Origin of the sequence: Clostridium sp. DMHC 10, from assembly GCF_001270375.1 — a bacterium.
Lineage (GTDB): Bacteria > Bacillota > Clostridia > Clostridiales > Clostridiaceae > Clostridium_S > Clostridium_S guangxiense.
On the sequence record NZ_LGVB01000016.1, the window covers coordinates 206,986 to 222,760 of the forward strand.

A 15,775-nucleotide genomic window follows, 5' to 3' on the forward strand; every position below is an offset into this window, starting at 1 on the left:
AGTATGTATTATGATTTTTTATTAAATATGTGGATTATGCGAAGAGTGACAGATATTAATCTTGGAAATGCAGTAAATAAAGGATATATTACAGAAGAAGAAAAGGATAATATTATGGCAACGCCACAGGTTAGTGAATAAATCAAGTCCAGCTAAGAAATGTCAATAAGAAATAAAAAATAATTATTATTTTTATGAGATTAAAAAAGGTTAACTTTAATAAACCTTTTGACTAACTGTCAAATGGATTATTTGTGTTGTTATTTTTTAATAAAATAATTTTTTAAATCAAATTTTATATTACTTGAATTTATTGGAAGCTTACTTAAGTTGATGACATTGCTTGGGCTTTAGCCCATTATCCTTCTAGAACAATAATAAACAACTTTCTTAGGAAACAGTAGCTAACCAAGAATAGTTGCAAATTAGGAACGCGGGGTTTTGGGCTTTAGCCCAAACCCCGCGCAGGTTTACGTGTTTAGAAATAGTTGTAAAAAGTTTTGTCCAGCGGATGAAAGATAACCATTTTTAAGCCATATTGCTGCTAATTGAGTTGATAGAGATTTATTATCAATTTCCTTAAAAATTAAACTCGAGGACCCTATTAATTTTAGTGAGGATTTTGGAACTATAGCAATTCCAAGCCCTGAATTTGCCCAAAGAAGAGATGTTCTTGCATCGTCATTTTTGCAAAAATATAGTTGGTTCAAAATTAGAATCTTCACAAGCTTTAAATATAAGTTTTTCAAATCTTCTATAAAATATTAATGGTTTATTATTCAATTCTACAATATCAATAACTTTACTGTCATTCCAATTTAGTTTTTGCAGCATTGCAGCAACCATAGGTTCCTTTGGCAAGTAAATTGAATTTATACCAGAAGTGTTAAATGGCGTTCTAACAATAGCAATTTCAATTATACCTCTATTCAGTATTTCTAATAATTCATATGTGTTACCTTCATGAATTTCAAAATTTATAAATGGATATTTATCATGAAATGTGTTTAGTCTACTAGTCAAAAGTGATGCTCCAGATGAAGATACAGTACCTATAGATAGAGTCCCATAAGTTCCTTTTTTAAAATCTTTTAATTCATCTACAGTTGATTCTGTTAGCGATAATATTTGCTTTGCACGTTTATAAAGCATAATTCCTGCATCGGTTAATTTAATATGACGACTTCCTCTTTCAACAAGTTTTACGCCTAATTCATTTTCTAAGCTTTTGAGCTGATAACTTAAAGGGGGTTGAGCAATGTGAAGCCTTTTAGCAGCATTTGTTATTTGGCCTTCTTCCGCAATTGTATAGAAATATTTTAATTGCTTAATATCCATAAAAATCACTTCCCATATAAAAAATGTATATGATAGATATATAATATGTATTTTTAATATATCTATACTTTTGCTATAATAATAAACGAAATATGATAAATATTCAACAGAAGTTGATGCTTTAGGAGGTTATGTTTTGTTTAGTTTACTGAAATTTGCAAAGTCGTATAAAAAACAAGTTATACTAGGACCTATTTTTAAATTGATTGAGGCTATATTTGAAATATTAATACCTACAATAATGGTGCTTATAACGGATAAGGGGATACAAAGTAAAAATGTGACTTATATGTTACAAGTAGGTGGCATTATGGTTCTACTAGCTGTATGTGGAGTGGCGTCTTCATTTACTTGTCAATATTTTTCATCTATTGCTTCACAAGGTTTTGGAACAATACTTAGAAATGAGTTGTTCAAGAAAATAGGAACTTTATCATATAATGAAATTGATGATTTTGGAACAGCATCTCTTATAAATCGTATAACTAACGATGTTAATCAAGTGCAGCTTGCGCTTGCAATGTTTATTAGACTCACCATAAGAGTGCCATTTCTGTGTATTGGTGGAATTATAATGGCCATGTTTCTAGATTTTAAACTTTCTGCTGTAATGTATTTATCCATTCCTGTATTTGCGTTTGTGGTATACCTTATAATGAACAAATCTCTTCCAATTTATAAAATTGTACAAAAAAAAATTGGATGGCTTATCACTTATATTAAGGGAAAATTTATCTGGAATAAGAGTAATAAGAGCTTTTTCTAGAATGGAAGGTGAAAAGGTAAGATTTAAAAACTCAAATGAGGAACTTGCACAAACAGCAATTAAAGTTGGAAAAATATCTGGACTGATGAATCCACTTACAAGTATAATAATGAATTTTTCTGTTTTGGCTATACTATGGTTTGGTGGAATAAGAGTAAATAGTGGCGGTATGACAACAGGAAAATAATAGCATATATAAATTACACCAATCTTGTACTTTCTGCTCTTATAATTGTTGCTAACCTCATAGTAATATTTACGAAAGCAGCAGCTAGTGCCAATCGTATAAATGAAGTATTTACGACAGAGCCTAGTTTAGTATATAAAGATGAACTTAATGAACTTAAAGAAAAAAATCAAGAATTAATTGAGTTTAAAAATGTATTTTTTTCATATAAAAATTCCAAGGAATTTGCTGTAAGTGATATATCTTTTAAAATAAAGAAAGGTCAGACAGTAGGTATAATAGGTGGAACGGGTTCTGGAAAAACTACACTTATTAATTTAATTCCTAGATTATATGATGTTACATTAGGTCAAATATTTATAAATGGAATTAATGTGAAAAATTATCGTAAAAGCGAACTTGAAAGGAAGATTGGTTTGGTACCTCAAAAAGCAGTACTGTTTTCAGGAACCATAGCAGAGAATATACGATGGGGACGTGAAAATGCGGATATAAAGGATATTAAGAAGGCAGCTGAGATTGGAATGGCATCAGAATTTATAAATAAGCTTCCAAAAAAATATGATACTCATATTTCTCAAGGTGGTGCAAATTTTTCTGGTGGACAAAAACAAAGGCTTACCATAGCAAGAGCTTTAGTTAAAGATCCTGATATATTAATTATGGATGATAGTTTAAGCGCACTTGATTATGCCACAGATGCAAAACTTAGAAAGACACTAAAGGATAATAATTCTAATAGAATGGCGATTATAATGGTTACTCAGAGGGTAAGTACAATAAAGAATGCTGATTTAATAATTGTACTCGATGATGGAAAAGTAGAAGGCTGCGGAACTCATGAAGAATTAATTAAAAGTTCAAGTGTGTATAAAGAAATATGCAATTCACAGCTTTCAAGGGAGGTTGTGTAGATGAAAAAGAGTACCTTCTCAAGACTTGTAAAGTATATAGGCAAATATAAAGGGTATATGTTATTATCACTAATATGTGCATTAATAAGTAATATACTTATTGCATTTATGCCATTAATAGTTGGACGAGGTATTGACAATATAATAGGTAAAGGAAGAGTTGACTTTACTGGACTAATAAAAGTAATAATTATACTTGCTGTTATTTATATTATTAGTTCTGTCTTTACATGGATATTTACGGTTATTGCAAATATTATAGCGTACAACACTGTAAAAGATCTTAGAAATGAGGCTTTACAAAAAATAAGTACCTTACCTTTAAAGTATTTTGATGAAAATCCTCATGGAGATATTATGAGTAGACTTACTAATGATATGGATGCTATATCTGATGGAGTATTTCAGGGAATAACTCAGTTTTATCCGGGAATTATAACTATAATAGTTTCACTAGTTTTAATGTTTTCATTAAGCGTAAAAATTACGCTTATAATAGTTTTAATGACTCCATTTTGTTTTTTTATTGCTTCATTTATTACAACAAGATCAAATAAAATGTTTAAAGAGCAGCAAAAAACTTTGGGAGAACTAAATGGATATGTAGAAGAAATAATAGGAAATGAGAAAGTAGTAAAAGCCTTTGGATATGAAAAAAGATCTGAGGAGAAATTTGCTGAGATTAATGGAAGACTTTATAAATGTGGTCAGTTAGCTCAATTTTATTCTTCACTTACTAATCCATCTACGAGATTCGTAAATAATATTACATATATTTTAGTTGGTGTTGTTGGAGGAATACTTTCTGCTATAGCAGGACTAAGTATTGGTACAATTTCAAGCTTTTTAACATACTCAACTCAATTTTCACAACCTATAAATAATGTAACAAGTGTAGCGACTCAGCTTCAGGCAGCTTTTGCATCTTGTGAAAGAGTATTTGCTATTTTAGATGAGGTTCCAGAGAAAAAAGAACCAGATAGTGCCGAGAACATAAAAAATTGCCTTGGAAATATAGATTTTGAACAAGTATCCTTTGCATATAATAAAAAGGTTCCTTTAATTAACAATTTTAGTGTAAATGTTAAAAGTGGAAGTACTGTAGCTATTGTAGGACCTACTGGTGCCGGAAAAACTACTATGGTAAATCTTCTGATGAGATTTTATGAAATAAATGCGGGAAAAATTTTAATAGACGGTAAAGATATAGGAAATATTAAAAGAGACAGTTTAAGAAGTCAATTTGGAATGGTGCTTCAAGATACATGGCTTTTTGAAGGAACTATAAAGGAAAATATAGCTTATGGTAAACCAAAGGCAACTTTAGATGAAATTAAAAATGCAGCAAAAGCGGCATATATTCATAATTTTATAAAGAGACTACCTGATGGATATGACACTATTATAACTGAATCAGGGGGGAACCTTTCAGAAGGACAGAAGCAGCTTCTAACTATAGCAAGAGTAATGCTTATAGATCCACCAATGCTTATATTAGATGAGGCAACAAGCAGCGTAGATACGAGAACAGAAATAAAGATACAAAGTGCTTTCCTTTCAATGATGAAGGGACGTACAAGTTTTGTTATAGCTCATAGGCTTTCAACTATACGTGATGCCGATATAATACTTGTTATGAGAGAGGGCCAAATTGTTGAGAGAGGAAATCATGATGAGCTTATAGATAAAGGTGGATTTTATACAGAACTTTATAATAGTCAATTTAAAAATATTGCGAAGTAACAGTATCTTGGAATATTAAATAAAATTAATAAATCTAAGCAGCAAATTGTTAAAATCTTAAGAGCTTTCAATAACTCACTAATCGTTCAAACAAATCGAAATCTCTAAAGCTTTTAACAATTTGCCACTAAGATTTATAAAATTTTATTTAAACTATTCCTTCAAAAATTATTATATCATTAATTTATATTAAAATATATGTATGAAGTGGCATTTTATTATACTAATGTAAAAAAACAAGCTACTGTTTCACTTTAAACAGCAGCTTGCTTGAAGTTTTCATTATTCAAAACTTAGAGTCATCTATACCATCAATCCATTTTTCTACAGGATCAACTATACTTTTTATGCTTCCAGCTTCAAATGGAGAAATAAGCTTTGCACTTTTAACTAATTCTAAGAAAGACTTACTTCCACCTAATTTGCATAATGATACATAGTCTTTCCAAGCCTCATCTCTATTATCAAGAGACTTTTTCCAAAATTGAAATGCACAAAGTTGAGCGAGAGTATAATCAATATAATAAAATGGGCTTTCATATATATGCCTTTGCTGCTGCCAATACCCACCATTTTCTAGAAAATCATTATCTTCATAATCTACATAAGGAAGATATTTTTTTTCGATTTCTCTCCAAGCCTTTTTTCTATCATCCGGCGTCATATCTGGATTTTCATATACAACATGCTGAAATTCATCAACTGCAACGCCGTATGGTATAAATAAAAGTGCATCGCTTATATGGAAAAATCTATACTTTTCTTCCTCTTCCTCAAAGAACAACTTCATCCATGGCCATGTAAAAAACTCCATACTCATAGAATGTATTTCCGCAGCTTCATAAGTTGGAAAACTATATTCAGGTATATTTAAATCCCTACTTGAAAATACCTGGAATGCATGCCCCGCTTCATGAGTAAGTACATTAACATCTCCTGATGTGCCATTAAAGTTAGAAAATATAAATGGTGATCTGTATTTACTTATATAAGTACAATATCCGCCACTGCCTTTTCCTTTTTTACTTACAAGATCCATAAGTTCATTTTCAATCATAAAATTAAAAAACTCTTTAGTCTCATTTGAAAGCTCACCATACATTTTTTGTGCATCTTTTACCATCCATTCTGCATCTCCATGTGGTTTAGCATTTCCTGATTTAAAATAAAACTTAAGATCGTAATATTTTATTTTATCAAGTCCAAGTCTTTTTCTCTGCTTCTCAATGATTTTTTGTGATACTGGAACTATTACCTTTTTAACTTGTTCCCTAAAATTCTTAACCATTTCAGAATTATAATCTGATCTTAACATTCTCTTGTATGCAAGTTCTACAAAATTATTAAATCCAAGCTTTTTAGATATTCTAGTTCTTACCTTTACAAGTTTGTCATATATATCATCAAATTCTTTGCTATTATCTACAAAAAACTTATATTTTTTCTCACTTGCTTCTTTTCTAATCTTCCTATCCTTTGATAAAGTAAATGGAATCATCTGTGAAAGATTTCTCTCTTCTCCCTCATACATTATTTTAGCTGATGCTAAAGTTTTGTATATTTGCTTGATAATTCATTTTCCTCTTTAAGGTCATCTATTACTTCATCAGAAATTGTTGATATTTGATATTCAGCTATAGTAAATAATTGTCTACCCCATTTTTTTTCAAGTTCATCTCTAAACTTTGAATTTATAAGACATTTATAATAATTTGATATTATTCCTTCATATATTGGCATATTTTTATCCCAAAAATTTTGTTCTTCTTCATAAAAAGAATCATTTGTATCAATTGTATGTCTTATGCTTGCAATAGTCATCATAGACTCAATTTCATTTCTTAATTTATTAATTTGTCTTATTATTTCATCTTGTTTTTTAAAACTATCTGCTGCTCTAAATTTCTTAAAAAAATCGTTAAATTCACTCCTTATATCAGCAATACATGGTCTTTTGTATTCGAATTCTTTAAATTTCATTTTCATATCCTCTTTCTTCATACTTTTAATTATGTCTTAATATATCCATATTGCAGTTCCCATAGGCATATTATCATATATATACTTTGCATTTTCTAATGCCAGTCGTACACATCCATGTGATAAAGATGCTCCTAAAGTTCCATCTACAACATTACCATTTATATCATAAAGTATACTATGAAATAAATAATTTCCTTGTATTTGGGTGTAGTATTTACATATAACATTATTCGCTGTTTTGAATGCCGGACCTTTACCTTGTACAAAAAAATGCCCTGTTACTGTAGGTGTTTCTGCTGCTCCAGAGGTGCATGGAAAAGTATTTATAAGACTCCAACCGTGATTACTTCCATTGAAAATATACACACGTTGTTCTTTAAGAGAAGCTATTATTAAATATTTTGTATAACTGCTTAAATCGTTTGAATTTGCAACTCCCTCAGCTGCTGATTTATAGGCTTGCACTTCTTGATTTGAAGCTGGTCCAAGATTAGAATTGCACATTTTATCTGATGTAGGTGTTTCTTTTAGTAATTTCATTGTATTATCAGAAACGGATCCATCCATAGTTACATTGTGTCTATATTGAAAATCCCTTACAGCCCAATCAGTTTGGACCCCAAATTTACCATCATCTGAAACTGGATATCCATAACTAATGAGTTTATCCTGAATATACTTTACTTTTTCCCCTTTAGAACCAACCTTATATACCTCCGGTTTTTTCTCTTCTAGTTTTTTCACTTCATTTTTGGCTTTTTGTTTTTTTGATGCTAAATTTTCAGATTTGACATTATTTTTTAGATTACTTTTTGTATTTGCTGAACATCCACAAAAAGATAAAACAACTAATAAAATTAACACAAAAAAAATATTTCTTTTCTTCATTGTTAAAACCCTTCATCCCTATATAATATAATAAGTTCATATTCCATGAACTTATTATATACTTTTATAAATGTCGTGTAAATACATTTTCTAAAATTTTACATTTATACACTTATACTTACGGAGACATTTAAACATTCTTTATTGTTTTCGAGAACAGGTTTTACACATTCATTTATATAATCTTCTACCTGACCTGATGATCTCCCTGTAAATTTTTTAGGATCTATAATCTCATCAATTTCCTCCTCAGTTAACTTAAACATAGGATTCTTCTTAATTTTATCTATCAAATCATTCGATAATCCTTCCTGCTTTATTCTTTTAGCAGTTTCCATAGAGTACTCCCTTATTACTTCATGTAATTCCTGTCTATCTCCTCCTCTTTTAACGGCTTCCATCATTATATTTTCTGTAGCCATAAAAGGAAGTTCATTTTTAACATGAGAAGCTATAACTTTTTCATACACTACCATATTACTTGATACATTTATATAAAGGTTTAATACGCCATCTAAGGCCAAAAACCCCTCTGCAACTGAAAGCCTTTTATTAGCAGAATCATCAAGGGTTCTTTCAAACCATTGTGTAGAGGACGTTATAGCTGGATTTAAAGCATCTACAATAACGTATCTAGAAAGTGCACTTATTCTTTCTGATCTCATAGGATTTCTTTTATATGCCATAGCAGAAGATCCTATTTGATTCTTTTCAAAAGGTTCTTCCATTTCCTTCATATTTTGAAGTATTCTAAGATCATTGCTAAATTTATATGCGCTTTGGGCAATTTCAGATAGTGTATTTAAAACTATGGAATCCACTTTTCTTGGATAAGTTTGACCTGTAACATTGTATGCTTTCTTGAATCCCATTTTGCTTACTACTCTTTTCTCTAACTCCTTAACTTTACTTTCATCTCCATTAAAAAGTTCCATAAAACTAGCTTGAGTTCCTGTTGTTCCCTTAACGCCTCTTAATTTTAAATTTTCAATTACAAAATCCAAATTCTCAAGATCTATCATTAAATCCTGTATCCAAAGTGTGCATCTCTTTCCAACAGTAGTCAATTGTGCTGGTTGAAGATGTGTAAAGCCAAGCGTTGGTAACGCTTTATATTTAAGTGCAAATTGACTTAAATGACTTATTACATTAATTAGCTTCCTTTTGATTATTAATAATGCTTCCTTCATTATTATTATATCTGTGTTATCTCCAACATAACATGATGTAGCTCCAAGATGAATTATTCCCTTTGCTGATGGACATTGAACACCATAAGCATATACATGGCTCATAACATCATGTCTTACTATTTTTTCTCTTTCTTCAGCTACTTCGTAATTTATATCATCAATATGCTTTTTAAGTTCATCAACCTGATCTTGTGTTATATTGAGTCCAAGTTCCATTTCACTCTCTGCAAGTGCTACCCAAAGTTTTCTCCAGGTTTTAAACTTCATCTCATCAGAAAATAGATAACTCATATCAGCTGAAGCATATCTCCTATTAAGTGGTGTTTCGTAAGCATTTCTCATAATATACCTCCGTACGTAATCTTTATAATTATAATATTCGTTTATAGTATATCATATATTCATTAACAATTTAATATATTTTATTCGTGTTTTTTATATGTATCTTTTAAAATAAAAAACAATGAAAATTAAAATTTTCATTGTTTTTTTATTTTAAACTATTCATCTAATGATTCTATTAATTTAACGATTTCTTCTGCTGCTAATGCTTCATCATCACCAGAAACAATTATTTTAATTGTACTATCCTTAGTTACTCCTAAAGATAAAACACCAATTAAACTTTTAGCATTTGCTTTTTTACCATTGAATTCCATATTAACATCTGATTTAAAGCTAGAAGCCTTTTTTACAAGTAAAGTCGCTGGCCTAGCATGTAAACCAGTTGCACTTTTTACAATAACACTTTTTGTTACCATTTAATAACCACCTCTATATAATTAATTGTTAATTTAGCTTAGTACAGTATAACATAATATGATAACATATTCAATAAAATTTTCACAAATTCCTACTAGTCTATGATTGAAAAGTGATAATGTCTTAGTGTACCACATTTGATTATGTCCTCAAAAACAAAATTTATAGTATAATAAACCTCATTGCTAGAAATGAGGTGAAGCCTTACAAAGAAGAATATCGGAAAGCCGTGTGCGAGAAAACCGCATGCACGGTTTGATGAGGAGAAGGTGGCGATTCGCCACCGACTTACTCTACAGACAGATTGAAATTTCTAAGGCTTTTTAGAATTTGTCCCTAAGATTTATTGAGTTTTATTTAAACTGTTTCTTCAATACCATTACTTCACTAAAAGGGGGAAAGGCAAGGAATATTTTCCTCCGTGCCTACGGAAGATGAGCGATTAATAATTTTTACATAGAAAATGTATTTATTTAGTTCAAGAAGTATGTGAGTTAAACACTTACAACTAACTGCATAGTTATATTCCAAGATATTCTTATTTTATAGTATTTGTAAAAAATTGCTTGAATTATATATCTACATATGATAATATATCGTATAAAGATATAATCGCTACACGATATAAGTGAGGTGGACTATGAATAAAATTGATAAAGCAAGAAAGGTAATAAAATTAAGAAGTGAAGTAGATGGATTAATACATGGTAGATATCATAAGCTTGCAAAGAAGTACAATCTTAGTCTTGAACAATTTCATTTGTTAATTGAACTTGATGAACTTGAATTAAATCTTAGTGATGAAATGTCAGCGCCTACTATAGGTGATATTGCAAAGAATATTAATAATTCTCAAAATACAGTATCTGAGAAGGTAAATAGACTTGAAAAAAAAGGACTCGTTAAAAGAGTAAAAAGCGATGAAGACAGAAGAATAAGCAGGGTAATGCTCACGGACGAAGGAAGAAAGCTTATTAATAATATAAATGAAGAAGCTAGCAGCAAATTCTTGCTTGATTCTATTTCAGCTTTAGAAGAAAGTGACATTGACAATTTGCTAAAGGGATTAGAAAAATTATATAAAAAAATGAGGAGTGAATAAAAAATAGATTTTGATAAAATTATGAATTATATAGAGGACTTGTACAAAAATGATAGCGAAATGGACAGAAAGACTTTTATTGAAGGTACCGAACTTAAAGATTTTATACCTGTTGTTGATAATGATGTTGCAAGAATGCTTAAACTAATTATATATTTAATTAAGCCTAAAAAAATACTGGAGATTGGAACAAGCATAGGTTTTTCAGCTTCTTCTATGGCAAGAGTAGTAAAGGAATATGGTGGTAAGATTGTTACAATTGAATATGATGAAAAAGTAGCACGTCAGGCTGAAGAAAATTTTAGAAAGCAAGGGTTAGATGAAGTAATAGAAATTAAAATGGGAGATGCCAAAACTATAATTCCAAATTTAAATGAAGAATTTGATATGATTTTTCAAGATGTAGATAAAAGACTTTATCCTGTTTTATTTGAAGATTGTATGAAGCTTTTAAAACATGGTGGAGTTTTGGCAGCAGAAGATACCTTGTTTCCTGTACTTGATTTAGAAGAAAGATGGCATAACCTTATAGAGCCTATCAAAGAATTTAATAAACTTGTTGTAAATGATGATAGACTTTTTAGCACAATGCTTCCTATTGGTGATGGTTTTGCAATTGCTATAAAAAAATAATATTTAAACTAATAAATTAATAAAAAATTAGGAATAAAAAATTAAATCATTATTCTTCAGAAAATAAAGTTTACTTTTAAATATGCATAATGTAAAATACAAAATAAGTTAATTAAAGAATATTGCGATGAACAGAAGTATTAGGAATCGAGTGGATTTTCAGAGAGCCGGGTTTGCTGTGAAACGGTAATTTTTAGATTTTGAACTCATCTGCGAGCAGTTGCCTGAATTTTTAAGGTTAAACGGAATTCCACCGTTATAAGGATAGATGGTATAAACTATATTTTTAAAATGTGGAGTGCTGTTGAAAAGTGGGTTTTTAATTTAAACCAATTGGAGTGGTACCGCGGGTTAGCCTCGTCTCTTTATTTTATTTAGAGATGAGGCTTTTTTTATAGAGTAGAGTGAAGGTGTATTTTTTACGAAAAATAATTTTAAATATAAATAGGATAAGTTAAAGAATTTTCTCAATGAAATGGAGGAAATTCAACCTTCACTGTAATCTTACCAAGCTTACTTATAAGATTAATATAATGATAATTTAAAAAATTCAGATTTCTATATAAAATATAAAATAGAGGGAGTGTTTTGCAATGCAGAATGTGAAGTATAGTAAATATCCAAAGGTTGATATCAAAAATCGTGAATGGCCAGATAAGGAAATTGAAAATGCACCAATATGGTGCAGCGTTGACTTGAGAGATGGAAACCAGTCTTTGCCTATTCCAATGAATGTTGATGAAAAAATTAAAATGTTTAAAATGCTTGTTAATATGGGATTTAAAGAAATAGAAGTTGGTTTCCCATCTGCATCAGATACTGAATATAACTTTTTGAGAAGATTAGTTGAGGATAAGCTTATTCCAGACGATGTTACTATACAGGTGCTTTCACAGTGCAAGGAAAATCTTTTAAAGAAGACATTTGATTCTCTTAAAGGAATAAAGAAGGCTATTGTTCATATTTATAATTCTACATCAACGCTTCAAAGGGAAGTTGTGTTTAGAAAGAATAAAAAGGAAATAATAGATTTAGCTTTGTATGGTGCTAAAATGGTTAAAGATTATAGTACAAAATATCCAGATACAAAATTTACTTTTGAGTATTCACCAGAGAGTTTTACTGGAACTGAGCTTGACTATGCACTTGAAGTTTGTGAGGCTGTACTTGATGTATGGAAGCCTACTAAAGATAATAAAGCAATTATAAATTTGCCATCTACTGTTGAAATGTCAACACCAAACGTATATGCAGATAGAATAGAATGGTTTTGTAAACATCTTTCCAATAGAGAAGCAGTAATAGTAAGTCTTCATACCCACAATGATAGAGGAACATGTACAGCTTCAAGTGAACTTGGACTTCTTGCTGGAGCTGATAGAATTGAGGGAACACTTTTTGGTAACGGAGAAAGAACAGGTAATCTTGATATAATGAATATGGCTATTAATATGTATTCTGAAGGCATAGATCCAGAACTTGACTTTTCGGATTTAAATAAAATTGTAGACTTGTATGAAGAATGTACAAAAATGACAGTATCAGAACGTCATCCATATGCGGGTAAACTTGTGTTTACAGCATTTTCTGGTTCTCATCAAGATGCTATAAGGAAAGGACTCCACGTGATGAAGGAGAAAAATGGTACTAAGTGGGAAGTGCCATATATTGCAATTGACCCGCATGATCTTGGTAGAGAGTATGAAGAAATTATACGTATAAACAGCCAATCTGGAAAAGGCGGAACTGCATATATAATGGAAAGTGATTTTGGATTTATACTTCCAAAGTCAATGCATCCTGAATTCGGAAAAATAATAAAAGCTAAATCAGATGAGCTTGGAACAGAACTTACTCCGCAGCAAATATTTGAGTTTTTTAAAGCAGAATATCTTGATAGAAAAACTCCGTATTATCTTAAAAATTATAAGCAACATTCAATTCAGAATGTTGAACAAGATGAAAATACAGTAGATATTGAAGCTGTAGTTTCTGTAAAGGGAAAAGATATAAAAATAGAAGGAATAGGAAATGGTCCTGTAGATGCTTTTTTTAATGCACTGCATTCAAATAATATAAACGGATGCAAGTTTATATCTTATGATGAACATGCATTAAATGTAGGATCACATTCAAAAGCCGTTGCCTATATACAGGTTGAAAATAATGAAGAAAGATACTTTGGGGTTGGAATATCAGATAACATAGATACGGCATCACTTAATGCACTTGTGTGCGCTTTGAACAGATGCTCTAAATAGAAATAATGCGAAGGAATACTGTTTTGCAACATTAAAAAAATTCTATAAATCTAAGATAAAAAAATCATAAAATTCTAAGATATTTCAATAACTTCCTATCGGTGAAACAGATTGAAATATCTAAGTATTTTATGATTTTTTTAAATTGTTCCTTTAGCAGTATTAACTGGCTTTAACAGGAGTTAACTTCGTCTGGATTTTCTAATCTGATTTCCTTTCTTAGTACTTTAATTGTCATAAAATAGCCTCTTTTTAATGAATTATTAGTTTAAATAATAATATGGTAGTAATTTCTTATGCACAATAATTAATTGTTATATAATTAACAATAAGGTTGCAAAAGTTTTGATAAATATAAATTTTGAAAAGATTTTTGCAAAAAATAAATATTAAAAATTGAAGGTTTATTAATAATGTTCGTTCAGAAATATTTTAGATATTTACTTAAGATGTACTAACTTGCGTATAAATGCCAATGAATATAAATTTAGATAAATTTGAATTTAATGAAAAATGAATAATAATATTTAAAATTAACTATTTTACTTCATTTTCTACGTGGGCATATCCGAAACAAACTAATGAGAATAAGTACATTTGTATAAATTGAATATAGCAATATCTTTAATAATGTGTTAATATGTATGTGAACTAAATGATAATGTGATAAAAACAACGTAATTACAAAGACGGTTTTTAATAAAATGATATTTTTTATATATTTAAATAAAAAATTGTTATACTTAAAAATATAGTCGCATATGAAATGATTAAATCATTAATACTAAAATTATGATTAAAAAAATTCAATTGTAAAAACAATTTATTAGGGAGGTATATTTTATGGATTTTAGAATTGAAAAGTGATTCTATAGGAGAAAAAAAAAGGTTCCAAAAGATGCTTATTATGGAGTACAAACATTATAAAATTGCAATCTCCAAATTTATCCTGATAAACTGGAATTTGTCGAGCTGAGTGAAGGGTTTTTAATTCGCCCTGCTCATTAAAAAACTAACTTTTTTCACTTATGTGAAAAGTGAAGGGTTTGACATAGCTTTGCTTGTCAAAGGTGAAGGTTTTTTTGCCACGGCAAAAGGTTAAGGAATATTTTTTCTCCGTTTCTCTACGAAAAATAAATAATTTAAATACGTTAAAGATTTTTCCGTAGGGAAACTGAGGAAAATCAACCTTAGCTTTTTATTGAAGATAAAAAAGTTCACCTTTTACGTGCACAGCACCGTAAAACCCTTCACTATAGTGCTCGACAAATTCCAGTTTATCAGGATAAATTTGGAAATTTCAATTTTAAAGTTTCAAGTTGTCTATCTATAAGTATTTTTTCTTAAATTCTAAATATCCGTGTTTTCTAAGTTTGCAAGCAGGACAGTTTCCACAGCCATTTCCTTTTATACCGTTATAGCAAGTTAAGGTCTCATTTTTGATTATATCAAGTATACCTAGATCGTCAGCCATTTTCCAGGTTTCAGCTTTATCAATCCACATTAGAGGAGTTACTAGCACAAATTGATAATTCATGGCTAAGTTTAAGGTTACATTTAAGGATTTTATAAATACATCCCTACAATCTGGATAGCCACTAAAGTCACTTTGAGAAACTCCAGTAATTATAGTGTTTATACCTTTTTGTTTTGCGAAGATTGCAGCAAAGGTTAAGAATAATAAGTTTCTACCATCAACAAATGAATTTGGCGCGCCTTCTTTTGGTGCATTTTGATCAACCTTTATGTCTGCACGTGTAAGAGAATTTGGCGCTAATTGATTTAAGAGGTTTAAGTCTAAGATGTGATGTTCAATGCCGTATTTATTACAAATTTCTTTTGCACATTCAAGTTCTAGTTTATGCTTTTGATTGTAATTGAAGGAAACAGCAATTACTTCACTGTATTTCTTCCTTGCACCAAATAGGCAAGTTGTACTATCTTGCCCTCCACTAAGAACAACTACTGCTTTGTCTTTATTGATGTTTAATTCCATAATTATTTT

At 29.8% G+C, this 15,775-nt stretch carries 9 protein-coding genes, 3 pseudogenes and 1 other annotated feature; of the genes and pseudogenes, 6 read left to right on the forward strand and 6 right to left on the reverse strand.

The window, feature by feature from the left end:
- Positions 1-3 precede the first annotated feature (3 nt).
- A complete protein-coding gene (locus AGR56_RS20535) occupies positions 4-141 on the forward strand; it encodes a hypothetical protein (RefSeq protein ID WP_157055842.1) in 138 nt (45 codons plus the stop codon).
- Positions 142-470: 329 nt separating this feature from the next.
- Here the strand turns inward: AGR56_RS20535 and AGR56_RS18365 are convergent.
- Positions 471-1,338: pseudogene (locus tag AGR56_RS18365) on the reverse strand (LysR family transcriptional regulator).
- 136 nt (positions 1,339-1,474) lie between these two features.
- On the opposite strand from AGR56_RS18365, the pseudogene AGR56_RS18370 reads away from it, so the two are divergent.
- Positions 1,475-3,205 (forward strand): annotated as a pseudogene (locus AGR56_RS18370) (ABC transporter ATP-binding protein).
- Positions 3,206-4,948: an ABC transporter ATP-binding protein gene (locus tag AGR56_RS18375; RefSeq protein WP_053243526.1), complete on the forward strand. Its 1,743-nt coding sequence runs from the start codon at positions 3,206-3,208 to the stop codon at positions 4,946-4,948.
- A gap of 286 nt (positions 4,949-5,234) precedes the next feature.
- Here AGR56_RS18375 and AGR56_RS18380 read toward each other — a convergent pair.
- From AGR56_RS18380 to AGR56_RS18395, 4 genes and pseudogenes are all read right to left on the reverse strand, one after another.
- Positions 5,235-6,928, reverse strand: a pseudogene (locus AGR56_RS18380) (M3 family oligoendopeptidase).
- Between the two features lie 36 nt (positions 6,929-6,964).
- Positions 6,965-7,819, reverse strand: a complete 855-nt coding sequence (locus AGR56_RS18385; RefSeq protein ID WP_053243527.1) for a L,D-transpeptidase family protein — start codon at positions 7,817-7,819, stop codon at positions 6,965-6,967.
- Positions 7,820-7,923: 104 nt separating this feature from the next.
- A complete protein-coding gene (gene purB / locus AGR56_RS18390) occupies positions 7,924-9,354 on the reverse strand; it encodes an adenylosuccinate lyase (RefSeq protein WP_053243528.1) in 1,431 nt (476 codons plus the stop codon).
- Between the two features lie 158 nt (positions 9,355-9,512).
- Complete coding sequence (locus tag AGR56_RS18395; RefSeq protein WP_053243529.1) at positions 9,513-9,773, reverse strand: HPr family phosphocarrier protein; 261 nt, start codon at positions 9,771-9,773, stop codon at positions 9,513-9,515.
- 641 nt (positions 9,774-10,414) lie between these two features.
- On the opposite strand from AGR56_RS18395, the gene AGR56_RS18400 reads away from it, so the two are divergent.
- The 3 genes from AGR56_RS18400 to leuA all read left to right on the forward strand — a co-directional run bounded on the left by AGR56_RS18400 (position 10,415) and on the right by leuA (position 13,770).
- Entirely contained in the window at positions 10,415-10,876 is a 462-nt protein-coding gene (locus AGR56_RS18400; protein WP_053243530.1) for a MarR family transcriptional regulator, read from the forward strand.
- 21 nt (positions 10,877-10,897) lie between these two features.
- Positions 10,898-11,509, forward strand: coding sequence for an O-methyltransferase (locus AGR56_RS18405; protein WP_231017689.1), 612 nt, complete (start codon positions 10,898-10,900; stop codon positions 11,507-11,509).
- A gap of 118 nt (positions 11,510-11,627) precedes the next feature.
- Positions 11,628-11,877 (forward strand) — a binding site (T-box leader).
- A gap of 225 nt (positions 11,878-12,102) precedes the next feature.
- A complete protein-coding gene (gene leuA, locus AGR56_RS18410) occupies positions 12,103-13,770 on the forward strand; it encodes a 2-isopropylmalate synthase (protein WP_053243532.1) in 1,668 nt (555 codons plus the stop codon).
- A gap of 1,327 nt (positions 13,771-15,097) precedes the next feature.
- On the opposite strand, the gene queC is transcribed toward leuA, so the two are convergent.
- Positions 15,098-15,766, reverse strand: a complete 669-nt coding sequence (gene queC, locus AGR56_RS18415) for a 7-cyano-7-deazaguanine synthase QueC (RefSeq protein WP_053243533.1) — start codon at positions 15,764-15,766, stop codon at positions 15,098-15,100.
- Positions 15,767-15,775: the final 9 nt, after the last annotated feature.